The 17,665-nt window shown below is 74.5% G+C and carries 19 protein-coding genes; 13 read left to right on the top strand and 6 right to left on the bottom strand.

From position 1 onward, the window contains the following. The 5 genes from ACIP98_RS27430 to ACIP98_RS27410 all read left to right on the top strand — a co-directional run bounded on the left by ACIP98_RS27430 (window position 1) and on the right by ACIP98_RS27410 (window position 5,246). On the top strand, window positions 1-672 hold the full coding sequence (locus tag ACIP98_RS27430) for a DUF5987 family protein (RefSeq protein WP_401978441.1): 672 nt from the start codon (window positions 1-3) through the stop codon (window positions 670-672). After that, a complete protein-coding gene (locus ACIP98_RS27425; protein WP_401978439.1) occupies window positions 669-2,321 on the top strand; it encodes an FAD-dependent oxidoreductase in 1,653 nt (550 codons plus the stop codon). Before ACIP98_RS27430 ends, ACIP98_RS27425 begins: the two co-directional genes overlap by 4 nt. 308 nt (window positions 2,322-2,629) lie before the next feature. Then, window positions 2,630-3,166, top strand: a complete 537-nt coding sequence (locus ACIP98_RS27420) for a GNAT family N-acetyltransferase (RefSeq protein WP_319664023.1) — start codon at window positions 2,630-2,632, stop codon at window positions 3,164-3,166. A gap of 33 nt (window positions 3,167-3,199) precedes the next feature. After that, window positions 3,200-4,153 carry a MerR family transcriptional regulator gene (locus tag ACIP98_RS27415; RefSeq protein ID WP_401978437.1) on the top strand — a complete coding sequence of 318 codons (954 nt, stop codon included), beginning with the start codon at window positions 3,200-3,202 and terminating at the stop codon, window positions 4,151-4,153. Window positions 4,154-4,322: 169 nt separating this feature from the next. Then, window positions 4,323-5,246, top strand: a complete 924-nt coding sequence (locus ACIP98_RS27410; RefSeq protein WP_401978436.1) for an SAM-dependent methyltransferase — start codon at window positions 4,323-4,325, stop codon at window positions 5,244-5,246. 39 nt (window positions 5,247-5,285) lie between these two features. Here ACIP98_RS27410 and ACIP98_RS27405 read toward each other — a convergent pair whose 3' ends face one another. Together ACIP98_RS27405 and ACIP98_RS27400 are read right to left on the bottom strand one after the other, a co-directional pair. Next, on the bottom strand, window positions 5,286-6,965 hold the full coding sequence (locus ACIP98_RS27405; protein ID WP_401978434.1) for a glycosyltransferase family 39 protein: 1,680 nt from the start codon (window positions 6,963-6,965) through the stop codon (window positions 5,286-5,288). Window positions 6,966-7,062: 97 nt separating this feature from the next. After that, window positions 7,063-8,343, bottom strand: coding sequence for a M48 family metallopeptidase (locus ACIP98_RS27400; RefSeq protein ID WP_401978432.1), 1,281 nt, complete (start codon window positions 8,341-8,343; stop codon window positions 7,063-7,065). 146 nt (window positions 8,344-8,489) lie between these two features. Between ACIP98_RS27400 and ACIP98_RS27395 the strand changes: the two genes are divergently transcribed. From ACIP98_RS27395 to ACIP98_RS27385, 3 genes are all read left to right on the top strand, one after another. Continuing rightward, entirely contained in the window at window positions 8,490-8,738 is a 249-nt protein-coding gene (locus ACIP98_RS27395) for a hypothetical protein (protein WP_401978430.1), read from the top strand. A 157-nt stretch (window positions 8,739-8,895) separates the two neighbouring features. Next, a complete protein-coding gene (locus tag ACIP98_RS27390) occupies window positions 8,896-9,243 on the top strand; it encodes a hypothetical protein (RefSeq protein ID WP_401978428.1) in 348 nt (115 codons plus the stop codon). A gap of 9 nt (window positions 9,244-9,252) precedes the next feature. Continuing rightward, window positions 9,253-9,519: a DUF4235 domain-containing protein gene (locus ACIP98_RS27385; RefSeq protein WP_401978427.1), complete on the top strand. Its 267-nt coding sequence runs from the start codon at window positions 9,253-9,255 to the stop codon at window positions 9,517-9,519. A gap of 28 nt (window positions 9,520-9,547) precedes the next feature. Here ACIP98_RS27385 and ACIP98_RS27380 read toward each other — a convergent pair whose 3' ends face one another. Continuing rightward, the gene (locus ACIP98_RS27380; protein ID WP_401978426.1) at window positions 9,548-10,306 is read right to left on the bottom strand and encodes an MBL fold metallo-hydrolase; all 759 of its coding nucleotides are present in this window, start codon (window positions 10,304-10,306) and stop codon (window positions 9,548-9,550) included. Between the two features lie 143 nt (window positions 10,307-10,449). Here ACIP98_RS27380 and ACIP98_RS27375 point away from each other — a divergent pair, with 143 nt between their 5' ends. Next, complete coding sequence (locus ACIP98_RS27375) at window positions 10,450-11,721, top strand: heparan-alpha-glucosaminide N-acetyltransferase domain-containing protein (RefSeq protein ID WP_401978424.1); 1,272 nt, start codon at window positions 10,450-10,452, stop codon at window positions 11,719-11,721. Window positions 11,722-11,819: 98 nt separating this feature from the next. Here the strand turns inward: ACIP98_RS27375 and ACIP98_RS27370 are convergent, their stop codons facing one another. Continuing rightward, window positions 11,820-12,488 (bottom strand): response regulator, encoded by a 669-nt coding sequence (locus ACIP98_RS27370; protein WP_401978423.1) that lies wholly within the window; start codon window positions 12,486-12,488, stop codon window positions 11,820-11,822. Between the two features lie 213 nt (window positions 12,489-12,701). Between ACIP98_RS27370 and ACIP98_RS27365 the strand changes: the two genes are divergently transcribed. Then, window positions 12,702-13,772, top strand: a complete 1,071-nt coding sequence (locus ACIP98_RS27365; RefSeq protein WP_319663954.1) for a PP2C family protein-serine/threonine phosphatase — start codon at window positions 12,702-12,704, stop codon at window positions 13,770-13,772. A gap of 31 nt (window positions 13,773-13,803) precedes the next feature. Here the strand turns inward: ACIP98_RS27365 and ACIP98_RS27360 are convergent, their stop codons facing one another. Further along, window positions 13,804-15,264 (bottom strand): dihydrolipoyl dehydrogenase family protein, encoded by a 1,461-nt coding sequence (locus ACIP98_RS27360; RefSeq protein WP_401978421.1) that lies wholly within the window; start codon window positions 15,262-15,264, stop codon window positions 13,804-13,806. Window positions 15,265-15,486: 222 nt separating this feature from the next. On the opposite strand from ACIP98_RS27360, the gene ACIP98_RS27355 reads away from it, so the two are divergent. Then, a complete protein-coding gene (locus ACIP98_RS27355; protein ID WP_401978420.1) occupies window positions 15,487-15,942 on the top strand; it encodes a DUF3662 domain-containing protein in 456 nt (151 codons plus the stop codon). On the opposite strand, the gene ACIP98_RS27350 is transcribed toward ACIP98_RS27355, so the two are convergent. Next, the gene (locus tag ACIP98_RS27350; protein WP_401978418.1) at window positions 15,869-16,810 is read right to left on the bottom strand and encodes a YihY/virulence factor BrkB family protein; all 942 of its coding nucleotides are present in this window, start codon (window positions 16,808-16,810) and stop codon (window positions 15,869-15,871) included. The genes ACIP98_RS27355 and ACIP98_RS27350 overlap by 74 nt on opposite strands. A gap of 199 nt (window positions 16,811-17,009) precedes the next feature. Here ACIP98_RS27350 and ACIP98_RS27345 point away from each other — a divergent pair, with 199 nt between their 5' ends. Beyond that, window positions 17,010-17,279 carry a hypothetical protein gene (locus ACIP98_RS27345; RefSeq protein ID WP_319663949.1) on the top strand — a complete coding sequence of 90 codons (270 nt, stop codon included), beginning with the start codon at window positions 17,010-17,012 and terminating at the stop codon, window positions 17,277-17,279. A 157-nt stretch (window positions 17,280-17,436) separates the two neighbouring features. Continuing rightward, window positions 17,437-17,580, top strand: a complete 144-nt coding sequence (locus ACIP98_RS27340; RefSeq protein ID WP_319663947.1) for a hypothetical protein — start codon at window positions 17,437-17,439, stop codon at window positions 17,578-17,580. Window positions 17,581-17,665 lie beyond the last annotated feature (85 nt).

Here is a 17,665-nt window from a genome sequence, read left to right as displayed (position 1 = left end):
GTGGACGCGGGCATCGACCGCCGCGCCGTGCTGCGCGGACTCGCCGCCGCCGTAGCCGCCCTGCCTGTCCTGGGCGCCGGGGCGGCGACGGCGGCCGCCGCGGCCGCGGCCGCGCCATCGTCCTACGGCTCCTGGCCGGTCTCCACCCTGGAGGCGTTCGCCGACACCCTTGTGCCGGGGGAGCGGCGCGGACCCACCGACCGGGCCGTCGCCGGGGCCGCCGCGGGCCCCGGCGCCGTGCAGGCAGGCGCCGTCGCGCTGCTGACGGCGCCCGAACTCCCCCTGGCCCCACTGCTGCCGGGCATCGCCACGCTGCTGGACGCCCGCGCCACCGGGTACGCCGTCACGCACCTCATCCTGCTGCCCCTGGACCGCCCGCCGTTCGTCGGGCTGGGCTTCGAGCACCGTACCGCCGTGACCGCGGGGCTTTTCCAGCCGGACGACCCCGACCGGCCGATCTGGCAACTGCTGTCGTTCCTCGTGGGGCTCGCCTTCGACACCGCCGCCCACCTGCACACCGCGCAGGCCCTGGCCGACGGCCACCCCGGGCTGACCTGGATCGGCTTCCCGGCCCCCGGCCCGGACGGCCTGTGGCGCTTCCCCGAGCACTCGTACGGCAGGGCCCTGGCCGCCCCCCATCCCGCCACCACGCTCTCCGGGAGCCCCGCATGAGCCCGCAGACCACCGATGTCCTCGTCGTCGGCAGCGGCTTCGGCGGCGCCATCCCCGCCTACCACCTGGCCGCGGCCGGCGCCCGCGTCACCGTCCTGGAACGCGGACCCCGGCTCGCCACCGAGGAGTTCAGCCACGATCTGAACCTCGGGGCCTATCCCCGGATCGTCGACGTCATCAAGGGCGACGGCATATCCGTGGTGGCGGGCAACTGCGTCGGCGGGGGCAGCGTCGTGTACTTCGCAGCGTCGCTGCGCGCGCCGTCCTTCGTCTTCGGGCGGCGCCACCCCGCCGGGCGCCGGCTGTGGCCCTCGACCATCACCCGCGCCACGCTGGACCCCTGGTACGACCAGGTGGAGCAGGCACTGCCGGTGACCCGGCTGGACTGGACCGACGTGTCCTACGCGGGCGGTGTCCTGGCCGCCGCCTGCGACCGCGCCGGGCACACCTGCAACCCGGTGCCGGTCGCCGTGGACCGCGCCCGCTGCACCGACTGCAACTGGATGCTGTCCGGCTGCCGTTTCGGCGCCAAACGCTCCATGCTGCTGAACTACCTGCCCGCGGCGGAGGCCCACGGCGCGGAGATCAGGCCGCTGCACGAGGTCCAGCTCGTACGGCCGTCCACCGAGCCCGGATACCGCTACGCGGTCGACTGGACGACCCTCGACGGCGGCGACTACACGTGCCCCACGGGGGTGGGCACGATCCACACCAGGACCCTGGTCCTGGCCGCCGGCGCCGTCGGCACCCCGGTGCTGCTGCAGCGTTCGGCCCCGCTCCTCGGCGGTGTCCCGGCCGCCGTCGGCGGGTGGTTCTCCGGCAATGGCGACCGCGTCAGCGTGGCCGAACTCGACGAGGGCAAGGTCCGCTCGCTGCTCGGCCTGTCCCGCAGTGACACCGTCGCGTACCAGGCCCTGCCCATCGGCATGCCGATCACCTCCGCCTCCTACGACCGACTGGACGCCGCGGCGCCGGAGTTCTCCCGTTTCACGCTGCAGCAGATCTACTTCCCCACGGTCACCAACACCCTCGCCCGGACCGCGGCGGGGCTGTGGTCCGGTGCCGACAAGAAGCGGATGCGGGCGCGGTGGCGCTCATGGCTGACCGTGCTCGCCATGACGGAGGACGAGGCCGAGGGCCGCTTCGGCGCGCCACCGCTCACGGGCAGCTTCACGCGCCTGGCCAACGGGATCGGGCTGGGCACCATGCGCTTCACCCCCGGCGCCGGCACGCGCCGCGGCTGGGACGCCGCCGACGCCCACACACGGTCGATCCTGGAGAAGGACGGCCTGGCGACCGTGCGCCCCTGGGACGAGCACGTCACGGGGACGGTGACCGCGCACCCCCTCGCATCGTGCCGCACCGGGGACTCCGCCGCCCTGTCCGCCCTCGACGACCTGCACGAACTCCGGTCCCACCCCGGCATCTTCGTCACCGACGGCTCGGCCGTGCCGACCTCCCTGACCGTGAACCCCTCCCTGACCATCGCCGCCCTCGCCGAACGCGCCTGCCCGGCGATCGCGGCCCGCTGCGCCCAGTCGGGCGTCGCGCTGCGCTACGCGCCGAGCGATCCCCTCACCGGGCGGGCCCAGGGCGGCGCCGTCGCCTACGCGGCGCGGGAGCTGGCGGCACGGGCCGCGCTCGGCTGACCGGTAGGGCGCGGCGCCGGTGACCGGGCATGATCGGTGCCATGGGCATCGTGGAAAACGTGGCGGAGCGGGTCGCCGCCGGGCATACCGTGGAGTTCGGCTGCCCGGACGGGGCCGCGCCGCCGCTCCGCGCCGGACAGCGGGTCGTCGTGGCACCGGTCGACCCCACGTGGATCGCGGCCGGGGACGTCGTCCTCGTACGGGATGCCGGCGCCGCCGGGTTGCACCTGGTGACGGCCGCGGACGGGGACGGCCCCCGCGTGCGCTCCGGCGCAGGCGAGGGGACCGGCGCCGGGCGGGTCGTCGGCGTGTGCGTCGCCGTCGACGGCGCGCCGCGCTCCGCCCGCCTCGACCTGCTCCCGCTGCGTGCCGGCCACGCGGAGGAGATGGCCCGCGTCCTGTCCGACCCGGCCCTGCACACCTTCACCGGCGGCCGCCCCGACACCCCGGGTGAACTGCGCGCCCGCTACGGGCGCGTGCTCGCCGGTTCCCCCGACCCGGCCGTCTCCTGGCTCAACTGGGTGCTCCGGCTGCGCGACGAGGGGTGCCTCACCGGTTACGTCCAGGCGACGATCTCCCCGGGAGCCGCCGGCCCCGAGGCGGAGATCGCCTGGGTCGTCGGCACTCCCTGGCAGGGCCGCGGCCTCGCCCGGGAGGCCGCCCGCGCCCTGACCGGCTGGCTCGACTCCCGCGGCGTCCGCACGATCGTCGCCCACATCCACCCCGACCACCGCGCCTCCGCCTCCGTGGCCGAGGCCTGCGGACTCACCCCCACCGGCCGCTGGCACGACGGCGAGCGCCGCTGGCAGCGCGAAGTGCCGGAGGGCATCCCGGAAACCGCTTGAGTCTCCCCCAGGGGGAGACGGGAGGGTGGGGGCATGGACGACGGCACACTCCATTCCATCGGCGACCTGGCCCGGCGCACGGGACTGACGGTCAAGACCGTCCGGTTCTGGTCCGACCGCGGGATCGTGGTCCCCACCGGCCGCAGCGCGGCCGGCTACCGGTTGTACGGGGCGCGGGCACTCGCGCGCCTGGAACTGGTGCGGACGCTGCGCGACCTCGGAATGGACCTCGCCACGATCCGCAGGGTCGTGGAGAGGGAACTCACGCTGCCCGAGGTCGCCGCGGCCCATGCCGAGGCACTGGCGGCGCAGATCCGCGTCCTGCAGCTGCGGCGCGCCGTGCTGACGGCGGTGGCCGAACGCGGCTCCACACCCGAGGAGATGGATCGTTTGAACCGACTGGCCAAGCTGACCGAGCAGGAGCGGCGGCGGGTGATCGACGGCTTCCTGGACGCCGTCCTCGGCGGCCTCACGGACCCGGCGGTCGCCGGGATCCGCCGCACGCTGACGCCCGAATTGCCTGACGACCCCTCCCCGGAGCAGCTCCGCGCGTGGGTGGAACTGGCCGAACTGACCCAGGACGAGGGCTTCCGCACGAGGTTGCGCGCAATGGCGCGGGACCTGACGGCCCGGCGGCCCGAAGGCGGCGACGGACTGCCGCGCCGCGACCTGGTCGCGGTGGTCAGGGAGCGGATCGGCCCGGCGGTCGCGGCCGGCGTCGATCCGCTGTCCCCGGGGGCGGAGCCCTTCGTGGCATCGCTGACCGCCGGCTGCGCCGAAGCACTGGGCACCGCGGACGACGCGGTCCTGCGCGGCCGTCTGCCGTCCCTGCTGACGGCCGCCGACGACCCGGGCCGGGAGCGGTACGTAGCGCTGCTGGCGACGGTCAACGGCTGGCCGGCGCCCGGGTCCGCCGCTCCCGAACGGGACTGGTCACTGCGGGCCCTGGCCGCTCCCCGGGCCGGCACCGCAAGCCCCGCCCCGTAGCCGGGGACGCGCGGGTGGCCACCGGGCCGACGGCCGCCGTCGTCGTCGTGACCTGCGGGCACCGCCGTGACCGGCGGGGGACGCGGGGCACCAACTCACCGTCGGAAGCGCTAAGTTGTCTGTTGATCGGATCGATTTTTCGATTTCTCGAGTTTCAGGGGATGGTCCCATGGGCAACGACAGCCAGGCGTCCGCGGCCTACGAGTCCGCCGAGCAGCTCCGCAAGCGCATCGACACCACGCGGGCCCATCCCGCCCGCGTCTACGACGTGTTCCTCGGCGGCAAGGACAACTACCCCGTCGACCGCGACGCCGCCGCGGCCGCCCTCGCCGCCAACCCCCGCGGCCACCTCGACGTCCGGCACAACCGGGACCTCCTGCGCCGGGCGGTGAACCACCTCGCGGGCGAGGTGGGCATCCGCCAGTTCCTCGACATCGGCACCGGTCTGCCCACCCAGGAGAACGTCCACCAGATCGCCCAGCGGATCACCCCCGACGCCCGTGTGGTGTACGTCGACAACGACCCCGTCGTCCTCGCGCACGCCCGTGCCCTGCTCGCCTCCAGCCCCGAGGGCAGGACCGACTACATCGACGCGGACCTGCGCGACCCCGCCGCCATCCTCGAACAGGCCGCCCGCACCCTCGATTTCGAGCGGCCGATCGCGCTCGTGCTGGTGGCCGTGCTGCACTTCGTCGAGGACGACGAGGCGTACGGAGTCGTCAAGCACCTCGTGGACGCGCTGCCCTCGGGCAGCTACGTCGTCCTCACCCACCTCACCTCCGACCTGAACGCCGAGCAGATCGCCAAGGTGGCCAAGACCTACCAGGACCGGGGCTTCTCCTTCGTGCTGCGCCCGCACGACGAGGTCCTGCGCTTCGCCACCGACAACGGCCTCGAGCTCGTCGAGCCCGGTCTCGTCCCCGTGCACCACTGGCGTCCGGACCACTCCCCGGACACCGGCGCGTCCACGGCGGACATGGACCCGGCGTTCATCGAGGGCCTGGACGACATCGACAAGATCCGTTACCACGACATCAACGACGTGACGGACGCCGACATCAACGTCTACGGCATGGTGGCCCGCAAGGCCTGACCGGTCCCGACGAGCGGCGCCGGGCGCACGGCCCGGCGCTCAGCGGCGGTAGAGCGTGATCGAGTGCCCGACCTCGTCGATCGCGGTCGCCCCCTTCAGCAGCGCGGCGAGCCGTCCTTCCGCCTTGGCGGCCGAGGAGTCCGAGACGACGAGCAGTCCGTGCACCTGCTCCGGGGGCACGGTCAGCGGGTCGCGTGACGCGATGCCGTAGTACGACGGCACGCCGCTGCCCTTGTAGACCAGCCAGACCGTTTCGCCCGGATGACGTTCTCTCAGGCGGTCGGCGAGCCGTCCCAGGTCCTGGCCCCAGTCGACGTTCGAGTCGTGCAGGCGCAGATGCGTCCGCGCGGGACCGCCGAAAGCCTCGTTGGAGTACGGGAGGTAGTAGGGGAACGTCCGCAGCGAGCTGACCGCGACGAAGGCGACCAGCGCGGCAGCCGTCACGTGGACCCACCGCCGTCGCACCGCGTTGACCCCCGCGGCCGCGACCGCCCCGAACACGGGCATGAACACCGCGTAGCGGACGCCCAGGTCCCGCGACCCGGTCATCGCCGCGGCCAGCAGCACCAGGGGCGGCAGCAGCAGGTACGCCGCCGCGGGCCGCAGCCGGGGTACGGCGACCAGCGCCGCCGCACCGGCCGCCCACAGGGCCGTCATGCCGAGCGGGGTCTTCACCAGCAGCGCCGCGGGCAGGTAGTACCACAGCGCCCCGCGATAGTGCCGGCCGAAGAGGAAGCCGTCCCACGTGGCGTTCTCGAAGCCGAACTGCAGCCGCACGCCGTCCCGGTAGGCCTCCGGGAACGGCAGCAGCGACGTCACCAGGCCGCGCGGTCCGTGGACCGCCGGCACCCCGCCCGGCGTCGTCCACCGCAGCCGCGGGTCCACCGCGAGATAGGCGGCCCAGACCACCGCCACCGCGACCAGCCCCACGCCGGCCGCCGCCGCGAGGCCGCGCCCCCACCGCCGGCGCCTTCCCTGGTCGACGGCGACCAGGAGCAGCACCACCGGCACCGCCGCCAGCATGCTCATCTTGGTCGCCAGCGCCGCCCCGAGCGCCGCACCGGCGAGCGGCAGCCACCGGCGCGGCCGTCCGCGGGCGCGCCACAGGCACCAGGCCGAGGTCAGCGCGAAACCGGCCGCGGGCACGTCCAGGGTGGCCAGCGACCCGTGCGCGACGACGTCCGGCGAGAAGGCGTACAGCGCCAGCGCCACCAGTGCCCCCGCGGGACCGAACAGGTCCCTCGCGAAGGCCAGGACGACCAGCCCGAAGAGCAGCGTCAGCACGATCACCGGCAGGCGCGCCGCGAGCATCACCCGCCACGGGTCGTTGCCCGATTCGTACAGGACGCGGCGCCCCAATTGCGTCTGGTCCCCGGTGAAGCCCCGGTCCAGGTGCACATCCGCGAACGCCAGCCCGCTCTCGATCACGAGCTTGCCCAGCGGCGGGTGCTCGGGGTTGAAGCGCAGGCTGTGCTCGCGCAGGTAGACCTCCGCCGTGCCCACGTAGACGGGTTCGTCGATGGTGGGGGTCTGCTGCACGGCGGTCGTCACCATCGCGACCGCCATCTGCGCCAGCAGCGCGACCACGGCCAGGACGAACAGCCACCGCCGGAGCCGGGGCCGTGCAGGCGCCGCCGTTCCGGGCTCCGGTGCGGCAGGCGGCGTCCCCGCCGCGCCCGGGGCGGTCAGGGGGTGCTGTGGTCCTGGCCCTGGTCTCATCGCTCCCGTACCCCGTGCCGTGCCGCGCGCACAAGACCGTCCCTGTGCCTCACCGTCCCGCATCATGGCACGCGGCCCGGCGGCGCACGGCGGCTTCTCAGCCGTTCAGCACCTTCCTGCCGAGCTCCCGGCGCGCCGGGTCGAGCCCCGCGTCGATCTCCTTCTCCCGCGCGACGTCCGTCACGACGCCGGCCTGCCGCTGCTCCCGGACCGCCAGCGCGGCACGCCGCAGGTGCGTCGGCGGGTGGGTGCTGTTCTCGGCGTGGGCGGTCAGGACGGACAGCCGGCGCCGCCGTTCGACCTCGTGCGGGGGGATCGAGTCCGTGTACTCCCTCAGCTGTTCCCAGACCGTCTCGGCGGGCTGCCGGCCGACGGTCCTGCCCCGGTGCACGGTCCTGGCCGAGACGCCCTGCCGGTGCAGCCAGAACGTTGCGGTGTCGGCCAGCAGCAGGAAGTCCACGACGTCCATGGCCGCCGCCGAGGAACCGATCCGCGCGGCGAGGTCGTCCGCGAGGTACTCGGCCTGCTGGGAGGCGCGCAACGTCAGGTGCTCGAGCAGGCGCAGCAGCAGGAGCGCGGCGTAGGCGGGAGGGAACATCGTCAGCCGTGCGGCGGTCGCGATCAGCCCCATGCCCCGGGTGTCGTCCGTCGGGCGCAGCAAGGCGTACCACTGGGCGAGCGTGCCGAGCGCGGAGCCCACGAACAGCCCTTGGCGGGTGTCCCCGTTGACCAGATGGCCGAACTCGTGGCCGAGCAGGGCGATCCGCTGCTGCGGGGTGAGCGGCTCCCACAGCCCGAGCCCGATCCTCAGCACGATGCGGCGGCGCAGGCCCACGACCTGGACGGAGGCGTTCACGTCAGCGTCCACGACGACCACGTCGGCCCGCGGCGCCCCCAGGGCGCCGGCGACCTCGTCCAGCAGCCCGTACAGCGCGGGCGCGTCGCCGCGGTATACCCGCACCCCGTCCCGGGGCAGCGCGTGCAGCCTCGGGCGCATCAGCCACGCCAGGGCCAGCAGCATGATCCCCAGCACGCCCAGGAAGACCACGTCCCAGCCCGTCACGACGAGCCACAGGCCGCTCGCCGCCACCGCGAGCGTCAGCAGGTGGACCACTCCCGCGAGCGCGTGTGCCGCGGCGTACGTGGTGCCGCGTCCGGGCCGCGGCGGCTGTGCCGACGTCATCCGGCCGAACAGCTCCTCGCCGTAGGCCCGCGACAGTCGCCGCCGGAACCGGTCGACGCGGCCGGCGTCCTCCCCGGCCTCGTCGGCACCGCCCCGCACGTTCCACGCGCACCCCACGCACCACACCACGAACCGGTGGTCCGACGGCAGTTCCGCCCCGCACTGCGGGCACCCTCCGTGCACGTCGTTCCCCACCCCTGCCTGCCCCTCCTCTTGATCACCCCTGGCCAGCCGAGCGTAGGGGACGCCGCGGGCACGGACCGCGCCAGGGCCCGGGTGCGGGAGCGAGGTTCACCCCTGGTCGGCTGTCCCGTCCTTGCCCGGCAACGGAACATGGCGGCATGAGCCGTGACGAACTCCCCGCCGAGGGACACCACGAGGGGGTCCGTGACCTTGTCGCGCGGATCGCCGAGCGCCATTGGGACGCCGTACGACGCCACGACGAGGACGAGTTGACGCAGGCTGCCGGCGAGGCCGCGTCCGACCTCGGAGCGGACATCGCCCACCCCGGCGCGGGGCACGGGCCGGCCGGCCACGACGTCGAGGCCGGCCTCGGCAGGGAGAAGGAGCCGCCCGCACCGCGCCCGTGACGTGGCCCCGGGCCGGGCCGCCCGCATGCCGTGCCCACACAGGGGTAGCCGGGCGGTGAGGGCCGAGAGGCGGGGACCATCCGCTGACGATCCATCAGCATCGCGGAGCCCGCGGCGCGAGGGCCGGTTCGGCCGGGATCACGGAAAGGGCGGAGCGATGACGGACAAGCACGAGGCGGGCGGGGCGGCGTCGGCCCCGACGCCCGACCAGTTGCGCGAGGACGCGGTGCGCGCCCGGGAGGAACTCGGCGGGATCGCCGCGGAGTCCGGGGCCCGCGGGCACGAGCGCGTGGCGGCCGCGCGGCGGCAGATCGACGAGCGGACGGCGCAGGCCAAGGACAAGGCCGCCCGGGCGTTCAGGCGGGTCCAGGAGCGCACCCCGGAGCGCTTCCGGCAGCAGGCGGAGGAGGCCGCTTCGGCGGCGGGTCGCAACCGCGGGCAGATCCTCGCCGTCGTCTCGGGGTTCGTGCTGATCTTCCTCGTCGTGCGCCGCACCAGGCGGTGAGCGCCGGCCATGAGGAAGTCCAGGATGGTGTACCGGCCGGTGGGCCTGGCCCTCGGCGCGCTCGGCGGCGCCGTGGCCGGCGCCCTGTTCACGAGGGCGTGGAAGCTCATCGGACGCGAGAGCGAGGCCCCCAAGGCCACCGACGAGGACCGTGCGTGGCGGGAGGTCCTGATCGCCGCCGCCCTGCGCGGCGCGATCTTCGCCACTGTCAAGGCCGCCGTCGACCGGGGCGGCGCGGCCGGCGTGCGGCGGCTGACCGGCACCTGGCCCGGATGACCCGGACGGCCGCGCGGGCGCGGGCGGGCTACGCCCCGTCCTCGTCCGTTCTGCGCAGGTAGGCCCGCGCGACGTCGCGCAGTCGCGCCCGGTCGAGGCTGCGCCCGTGCCCCGGGTGCACGACGGACACGTCCAGCCCGCACAGGAACTCCAGGCTGCGCCGGTAGGCGGCCACGTCGGACTCGGGCAGATCGTCCACCAGGTACCCGTCGTAGACGACGTCACCGGAGTACAGCGCGCCGGTGTGCTCCTCCAGCAGCGCGACGGACCCGGGGGTGTGCCCCGGCAGGTGCAGGACGGTGAGCGTCCGGCCGCCGAGGTCGATGCGGTCCCCGTCCTCCACCGGGTGGGTCAGCGTCACCGCGCCGACGCGGTACGCCGCCGGGTCGTAGCCGGGTTCGGGGAGCGCGTCGATCATCACGTCGGGGAAGTCCGCCCCCACGTCCTCGGTGCCGAGCAGGCGTGCGAGTTCGGGCCCGTCCAGGCTCGCCGGGACGCCGGCCGCCAGGGCGGCGGCGTCGGCGGGGTGCCCCGCCCGCTCGCGGAACTCGTACGCCCCGCCGACATGGTCCAGGTGCGCGTGGCTGAGGACGACCAGCGGATCGCGGGCGAAGAGCGCGGGTACCGCCTCGCGCAGGGCGACCACGCCCAGTCCCGCGTCCACCACGACGTCGCGGTCCGTGCCCCGCAGCCACCACACGTTCGACCTGAGGATCTCGTGGACGTGTGGCTCGCTGAGGCGGACGAGGCCGTCGCCGAACCGCAGTTGCTCGAACCAGGGGCTCATGCCGGCCCATTGTGCCCGGAGCGCGTCCTGCCCGTGGCGCCGGGTCCCGCCAGGCGGCGGGGGGTGGGCACCTCCGCCCGGCGGGGCAGGACCGGACGCCTGCCGGATACCGGTGGGCGGCCCCGGCCGGGGATGATCGAGGCATGGCGCACGATGTTCTCTTCACCGTGTCGGCCCCGGGGCGACCGGTAGCGGAGCGGGCGGCTCCCACCGGCGCCCCGGTAGGCACCGCCGGAAACACGTCGGTGGGCCGCATGGTGGGTGTGGACCTCGCGCGCGGCTTGGCGGTCCTCGGAATGTACGCGGCCCACGTGGGCCCCGATCCTTCGGTAGGAGGGTTCCAGGGCCGGCTGATGGAGGTGGCGCAGGGCCGGTCGTCGGCCCTCTTCGCTTTCCTGGCCGGCTTCTCCATCGTCCTCATCACCGGGCGGCGGGTCCCCGCCACCGGCCGTGCCGGCCGGCAGGCGGTCGTCCGGGTGGCGGTCCGCGCGGTGATCCTGGCGGCCCTGGGTACCGCGCTGACCATGCTGGGCACCTCGATCGAGGTGATCCTCGCGTACTACGGCGTGTGCTTCCTGCTCGTTCTGCCGCTGCACCGGCTGCGCCCCGCCGACGTCGCGGCGATCGCGGCGGTCAGCGTGCTGGTGCTGCCCCAGGCCCTCTTCGTGGTGCAGCGCTCGATCGATCAAGGCTCGTGGGCGGAGGCGGTCACGCGGCACGACCTCCTGGCCCACGTCGGCGGCACGGACGGTGTCATCGGGCTGATGTTCACCGGTGACTATCCCGTCCTCGCGTGGGTGCCGTTCCTCATCGCCGGCATGGCGGTTGCCCGTCTCGACCTCAGGTCGGCGGCCGTTCGTGCGCGGCTGGCGATGACAGGTGGAGCGCTGGCCCTGGTCGGCTACGGCGGATCATGGCTGGCGCTGCACCTGATTCCCGGCGTGGTGCCGGGAATCTCCATGTTCGGGGTGGACGCGGAGCACGGCGGCGCGCGGTCGGCCTGGTGGTCGGACGCCGCGGGCTTCCCGAGCGGCGACGGTGACTCCACGTCGTGGCTCTGGGCGGCCTCCCCGCACAGCGAGACCACGCTCTCGGTGATCGCCGGCACGGGTGTGGCGCTGCTGGTGCTCGTCGGGTGCACGGACGTCGTCGAGCGCGGGCGCGCCGTCCGGCGGGTGGCGACGCCGGTGATCGCGGTCGGCTCCATGTCGCTGACCTTCTACGTCGGGCACATCCTCGCCATCAAGGCACTGGGCCTCGACCTCGACGACCTTCCCGGCCCGCCGATGGGGGTCCTTCTCGCGTTCGTCGCGGCCGCGCTGCTGCTGGCCGTGGTCTGGTCGTCCTTCTTCCGGCGGGGCCCCCTGGAGTACGCCCTGAACAGGGCGACCCGCGTCAGCCGCTACGTCGCCTGAGTCCCGGCCCGGGCGGGCCGTCGCGGCCGTCGCGGCCGGCGGGGCCAGGACCGGCGCCACGTCCGCCGGCCGCGGCCGCAGCCGTCGGCGCCTCGGGCTCACGGCGCGCGCCCGTCCCCGTGCCGGTGGCGCAACAGCCCCGCGCGTTCGGCCAGGAGCGCGGCCTGCACCCGGCTGCCCACCCCCAGCTTGGTGAGGATGGCGCTGACGTGGTCCTTGACCGTGCCGGTGCTCAGGTGCACCCGGGTGCCGATGTCGGCGTTGGACAGCCCCTCGGCGACCAGGACGAGCACGTCGCGCTCCCGGTCGGTCAGCGCGGCCACCGCGTGCGCCGCGCTGACCTGCTCCTCGCCCTCCAGGTAGCCGTCCACGACAGTACGGGTGACCTCGGAGGCGAGCACGACCCCACCCGCCGCCAGGTTCCGCACCAGGTACGCCAGCTGCTCGGGGTCGGTGTCCTTCAGCAGGAAGCCCGCCGCCCCGGCCCGGAGCGCGGCGGCGACGTACTCGTCGGTGTCGAACGTGGTCAGCATCGCCACCACCGGGGGCGTGGGCATCCGGCGGATCTCGGCGAGGATCGTGAGACCGTCCACATCGGGCATCCGGATGTCGAGGAGCACGACGTCCGGACGCAGCTCCTCCACCGCCCGCAGCGCCCGTCCCCCGGGCACCGCGGCGACCGTCTCGATGTCGTCCGCCGCGTCGAGGATGTGCTGGAATCCCGTGCGGATCAGCGCCTCGTCGTCCACGACCAGTACCCGGATCATCCTCGATCCCTACCCCGCACCGCCGGGAGAGCTGCCGGGTATGGTGCATTTCGTCGGGAAGAGAATGTTTGGTCTCTTTGTTGCATGGCCTGCACCATGGTTGGTGCCGGTGCGCGGCCGGCCGGGTCCGGGGCGGAGAGGAGAGCCAGGATGTGGGCGTGGTGGCATGGCGGGCCCCGTGGCGCGGGGGACCGCGGGACCGCCGGGCGGCGCGTGTGCGACTACGTCCTCACCGCCGTGGCCGCCCTGCTGATCGTGGCCGTTCCGGTGGCGGACCTGTTCCTGCCCATGAACATCCACATCGCGCACGTCCTGGTGGTGCCGGTGGCGCTGGTCGCCGCCTTCGCCGGGCCCCTGCGCGGCGCCCTGACCGCGCTGCTCGCCGTGCTGGCGCTGATCGCCGCCGCCGTCGAACGCGATGCCCTGACCACGGAGAACGTCCTGGTGCAGCTGGCGTCGCTGGTGCTGGTGTCGGTGCTGCTGGTGGTCTTCGCCCTGTCGAGCGAGCGGGGACGGCACGAGCTCGCCGGCGAGCGCCGGATCTCGGAGGCGGCCCAGAGAGTCGTCCTGCGGCCGCTGCCCGGCCGCTCCGGACCGCTGACGATCGCCTCCGCCTACCGCTCGGCCGACGACGGCGCCCGGGTCGGCGGCGACCTGTACGCGGTAGCGCGCACCGCGAACGCCACCCGCCTGCTCATCGGGGACGTGCGCGGCAAGGGACTGAACTCGCTCGGCGAGACCGAGACCGTGCTCGGCGCCTTCCGCGCCGCGGCCCACCGCCAGGAGCCGCTGCCGGAACTGGTCGCCTCGCTGGAGGGCAGCGTGCGCTGGGGCCTGGCGGAGTTCTGCGACACACCGGCCGAGGCCGACGTGGGGGAGCGCTTCGTGACGGCCGCCGTCGTCGAGATCCCCGACGACGAGCCGTTCGTCCACGTGGTCAGCTGCGGCCACCTGCCCCCGCTCCTGCTGCACGAGGGCCGGGCGACCCTGCTCGACGTGGCCGAGCCCGCCCCGCCGCTCGGCCTCGGGGCCCTGGCCGAGAGCACGTACGCCCCCAGCACCTTCCCCTTCGTGGGCGGTGACCAGCTGCTGCTCTACACCGACGGGCTCACCGAGGCCCGCGACGCCGAGGGCGGCTTCTACCCTCTGGTGGAACGCGCCGCCGGGCTGACCGGCTCCTGCCCGGCCACCCTGGTGCAGGAGGTGACCCGGGACCTGCTGGGCCACGCCCACGGGCCGCTGGGCGACGACATGGCCGTCGTGGCCCTCCGGCGCGAGCACTGACGCCCGCGCCGCCGGCCGTCCCGGCTCCGGCTCATTCCGCGGCGTAGGCCTCCAGCAGCCGCAGCCACACCTCGCTGATCGTGGGGAAGCACGGGACGACGTGCCACAGCCGGTCGACCGGGACCTGCCCGGCGACGGCGACCGTCGCGGAGTGCAGCAGTTCGCTGACGGCGGGCCCGACGAACGTCACACCGAGCAGCCTGCCGGTGTCCTCGTCGACGACCATGCGGACCCGCCCCGGGTAGCCGTCGGCGTACAGTTGCGCACCCTTCACCACGCGGCCCGTGTCCACGTCCACCGTCCGCACCCGGTGCCCGGCGCGCTCCGCCTCGGCCGCGGACAGGCCCACCGCGCCCGCCTCGGGGTCGCAGAAGAACACCTGCGGCACCGCGTGCACGTCGGCGGTGACCGCGTGCGGGCCCCACTCCGCGGTGTCCAGCTGCCGGCCCGCCGCGAGGGCGCCGATCGCGGCGCCCGCGATACGCGCCTGGTACTTGCCCTGGTGGGTCAGCAGGGCATGGTGGTTGATGTCACCGAGCGCGTACAGCCACCCGCCGTCGACATCGCGGACCCGGCAGCTCTCGTCGACGTCCAGCCACGCGCCGGGGGCCAGGCCCACGGTGTCCAGGCCGATGTCGTCGGTCAGTGGCAGCCTGCCGGTGGCGTAGAGGACCTCGTCGGCCTCCAGGGTGTCGCCGTCGTCCAGGGTCACCGTGACCGGGCCGGTGCCACCCGGCCGGGACAGTGCCGTCACCGCCACCCCGGTCCGGATCATCACACCCGCCTCGGCCAGCCCGACGGCGACCATCTCTCCGACGAACGGCTCCATGCGCGGCAGCAGGCCGCTGCGCCGTACCAGCAGCGTCACCTGCGAACCGAGCCCCTGCCATGCGGTGGCCATCTCCACCGCGACACCACCGCCGCCGACGATCGCCAACCGTGGGGGCACCGTGTGGGAGTCCGTCGCCTCGCGATTCGTCCACGGCCTCGCCTCGTCGATCCCGGGGACGGCGGGCAGCGCGGGCCTGCTGCCGGTGGCGACGGCGACGGCGTGCCGGGCGGTCAGCACACGCGGCTCGCTCCCGGAGACGTGCACGGCGACCCGGCGCGGTCCATCCAGCCGCCCGTGGCCGCGCACCAGTTCGGCGCCGATGCCGTGGACCCAGTCGGCCTGACCGTCGTCCTTCCAGTCCGTGACGAATCCGTCACGGCGGGCGAACGCGCCGTCGGCGGCCACCGGCGCGGTCACCGCCTGCCGCGCGCCGTCGACCCGCCGGGCGTCGGAGACGGCGATCACCGGCCGCAGCAGCGCCTTGCTGGGAACACACGCCCAGTACGAGCACTCGCCCCCGACCAGTTCGCGCTCCACCACCGCCACGCTCAGCCCCGCCGCCCGGGTCTTCTCGGCCACGGTCTGACCGACCGGGCCCGCGCCGACGACCACCACGTCGAAGGTGTCCTGGGCCGCCGCTCCCTGCGCTGCATCGCTCATTCGACTGCTCCCGGTGTCTGGTTCCGCGGACTCGGCGATCGGCGCGCGGACGAACGCTCTTCCCGGGTGCCGCCCGCGGGTGCCGTCGCTTCCGTCGCTTCCATCGCAGCACACCTCTCATCGGGTCGCAGTTCCGGCTGTTCGTCCCGCCGCACCGCCGGTTTCCGGCCGTGGTCGCGGCACGACGGCATCAGGCCCGGCCGCCCGGGCAGGCGCGACGGCATGGGGATGCTGCGACGCTGGGAAAGGGCGATCGAGCGCTGGGAGCACGCGCTGTACGCCAGGGCCTTCGACCACGAGCCGGTGGAACTGCTCGACGCGTTGCGACGCGAGTGCGACGACCGTGCCGTGGTGTGCAGTGCCAGCCGGGTGGTGGTGCCCAACGTCTACACCGTCGAACTGGCCGTCGCCGTGCACGAGGAACTGGGCCAGGACCGCGGCCGCGTGGGGGAGGCCCTCACCGACGCGCTGCAGCGCCACGCCGAACGCCGGGACTACGAGTGGGCGGGCCCGCTCACGGTGCGTGTCACCGGTGTCACGGCCCAGCTGCCCAACGGCCGTTACCGGGTGGTCAGCAGCCCGATGCGGCAGATCAGGGCCGACGTCATCGCGCCGCGTCCCGGCGGCCGGCGGCGCACGGGGCCCCGCCCGGCCGGTGGCGCCGCAGCTCCGCGTTGAAGTGCGCGCCACTGAGCAGCGCGAGGTTGGACACCCACAGCCACATCAGGAAGACCACCGTGCCGGCCAGCGGCCCGTACAGCCGGCTGTACGTCCCGACGTGCGCGACGTACAGCGTCAGCACGGGGGTCGACGCGAGCCACAGCAGCACCGCGAGCACACCGCCGGGCAGCATCACCCGCACCGGGCGCACCTGCGGCGGTCCGGACCGGAACAGGACCAGCACCAGCAGCGTCGTCAGGCACAGCAGCAGCGGCCACTTGACGACGTTCCACGCGGTCACCGCCACCGCTGACACACCGAGCAGTTCACCTGACCGCCGGGCCAGCCGGCCCGTGAGCATCAAGGTCAGCGGGCCCAGCGCGAGCAGCGTCAGCAGCACCGAGGCCGTCGCCGCGATGCGCGGCGCGGCACGCCAGGACGGCCGGTGGTCGCGCACCCGGTTCATCGCGTGCAACGCCCGCCGGAACACGGCCAGATAACTGACCGCCGACCACAACGCGGCCGTCCCGCTGGTGACCGCCAGCACCCAGGCGGCCGACCGCTCCCGCGCCACCCCCCGCATCGTGCGCGCCAGCATCTCCCCGGACCCGGCAGGGGCGAGGGCGCTCACCCGCGCGATGAGGTCACCCGTGGCCGACGCGTCGGCCAGGCCGATGACCGACACCGTCAGCAGCATGCCGGGGAAGAGCGTCAGTACGCCGTAGTACGTGAGGGCGGCGGCCTTCTCCGAGGCGTCCTCGTCCCAGAGCGCCACCGCGGTGCGGCGCGCCACGGTCAGCAACTCCGCGGCCCGGTAAGGGCGGTCCTGCGATCGCGGGCTCCCGGTCCCGTGGAGCCCGCCCGCCGCACTTCGCTGCTCCACCATGGCGTTCCCGTCCGCTCCCGCTTGGTCCCGGGCGGGCCCGTCCCGCGTGACGCGTCTGCCCGGACCGGGGGGCGACATGCGCCGTTTCCCCGACTTCGACCGGCACCGCGGCGGGGTTCACCCATGGAGACGATCCTTGGAATAACCGGTGCACGAGCGGGGCAAGGGTGGTGACGAAAGCGAAAGGGAGTGATTCTTCGTGGATTTGAAGATTCGCAGGCTCGTTTTCTGCGCGGCACTGGGCGGCGGCGTGCTCGGGGCCCTCATCGGTGCCGTGACGGCGGGCAGCATGTTCAACGCCTTCTTCGCCGCACTGTTGTGCGCCACGGCCGCGGTCGCCGGTGTTCTGCGCTGGAGCGAGCACGGCGGGTCGCGCGGCCGCCCGGCACGCCGCGCCCGCCGTCCGGATCAGATCCCGCACCAGCGTCGCGTCGGACACGTCGGCGGACAGGACGCGCTGCGCTGGTGAGCGGGGGCGAGGGGCCGGCACGGACCGTGCCGACAGGCGCCTGACGACGGCGGGCCGCCGCGGGCGTGGCGGCGGCCGGACATCGTCGGCGGGGGAGTGCCATGGAACGCGCGGCGGGGGGAAGGCGCGTGGGCAACCCCACGTGGAGGAGGCCCCGATGATCGCCGCACTCGTGCTCGGACTGCCGGTGTTCCTGCTGGGTCTGCTGCTCGTGCTCTCCGCGGTGGAGGACCGGCTGTTCAGCCAGCCCGCCGCCCAGCCGCCCGCCGGGCCTCCCGGCGGCGTCCCGCCGACGCCGTAGGGGGACGGCCGCCGGGGCCCTGTCGTCACGAACGCTCCCGGCTCCGCTGGGGGAGCTCCCGGGCACGGCGTTCCACCGGCTCTCG

The organism is Streptomyces sp. NPDC088354 (genome assembly GCF_044753585.1).
GTDB lineage: Bacteria > Actinomycetota > Actinomycetes > Streptomycetales > Streptomycetaceae > Actinacidiphila.
Note: the sequence above shows the minus strand (reverse complement) of the source record. Positions and strands in the feature narration are given on the sequence as shown.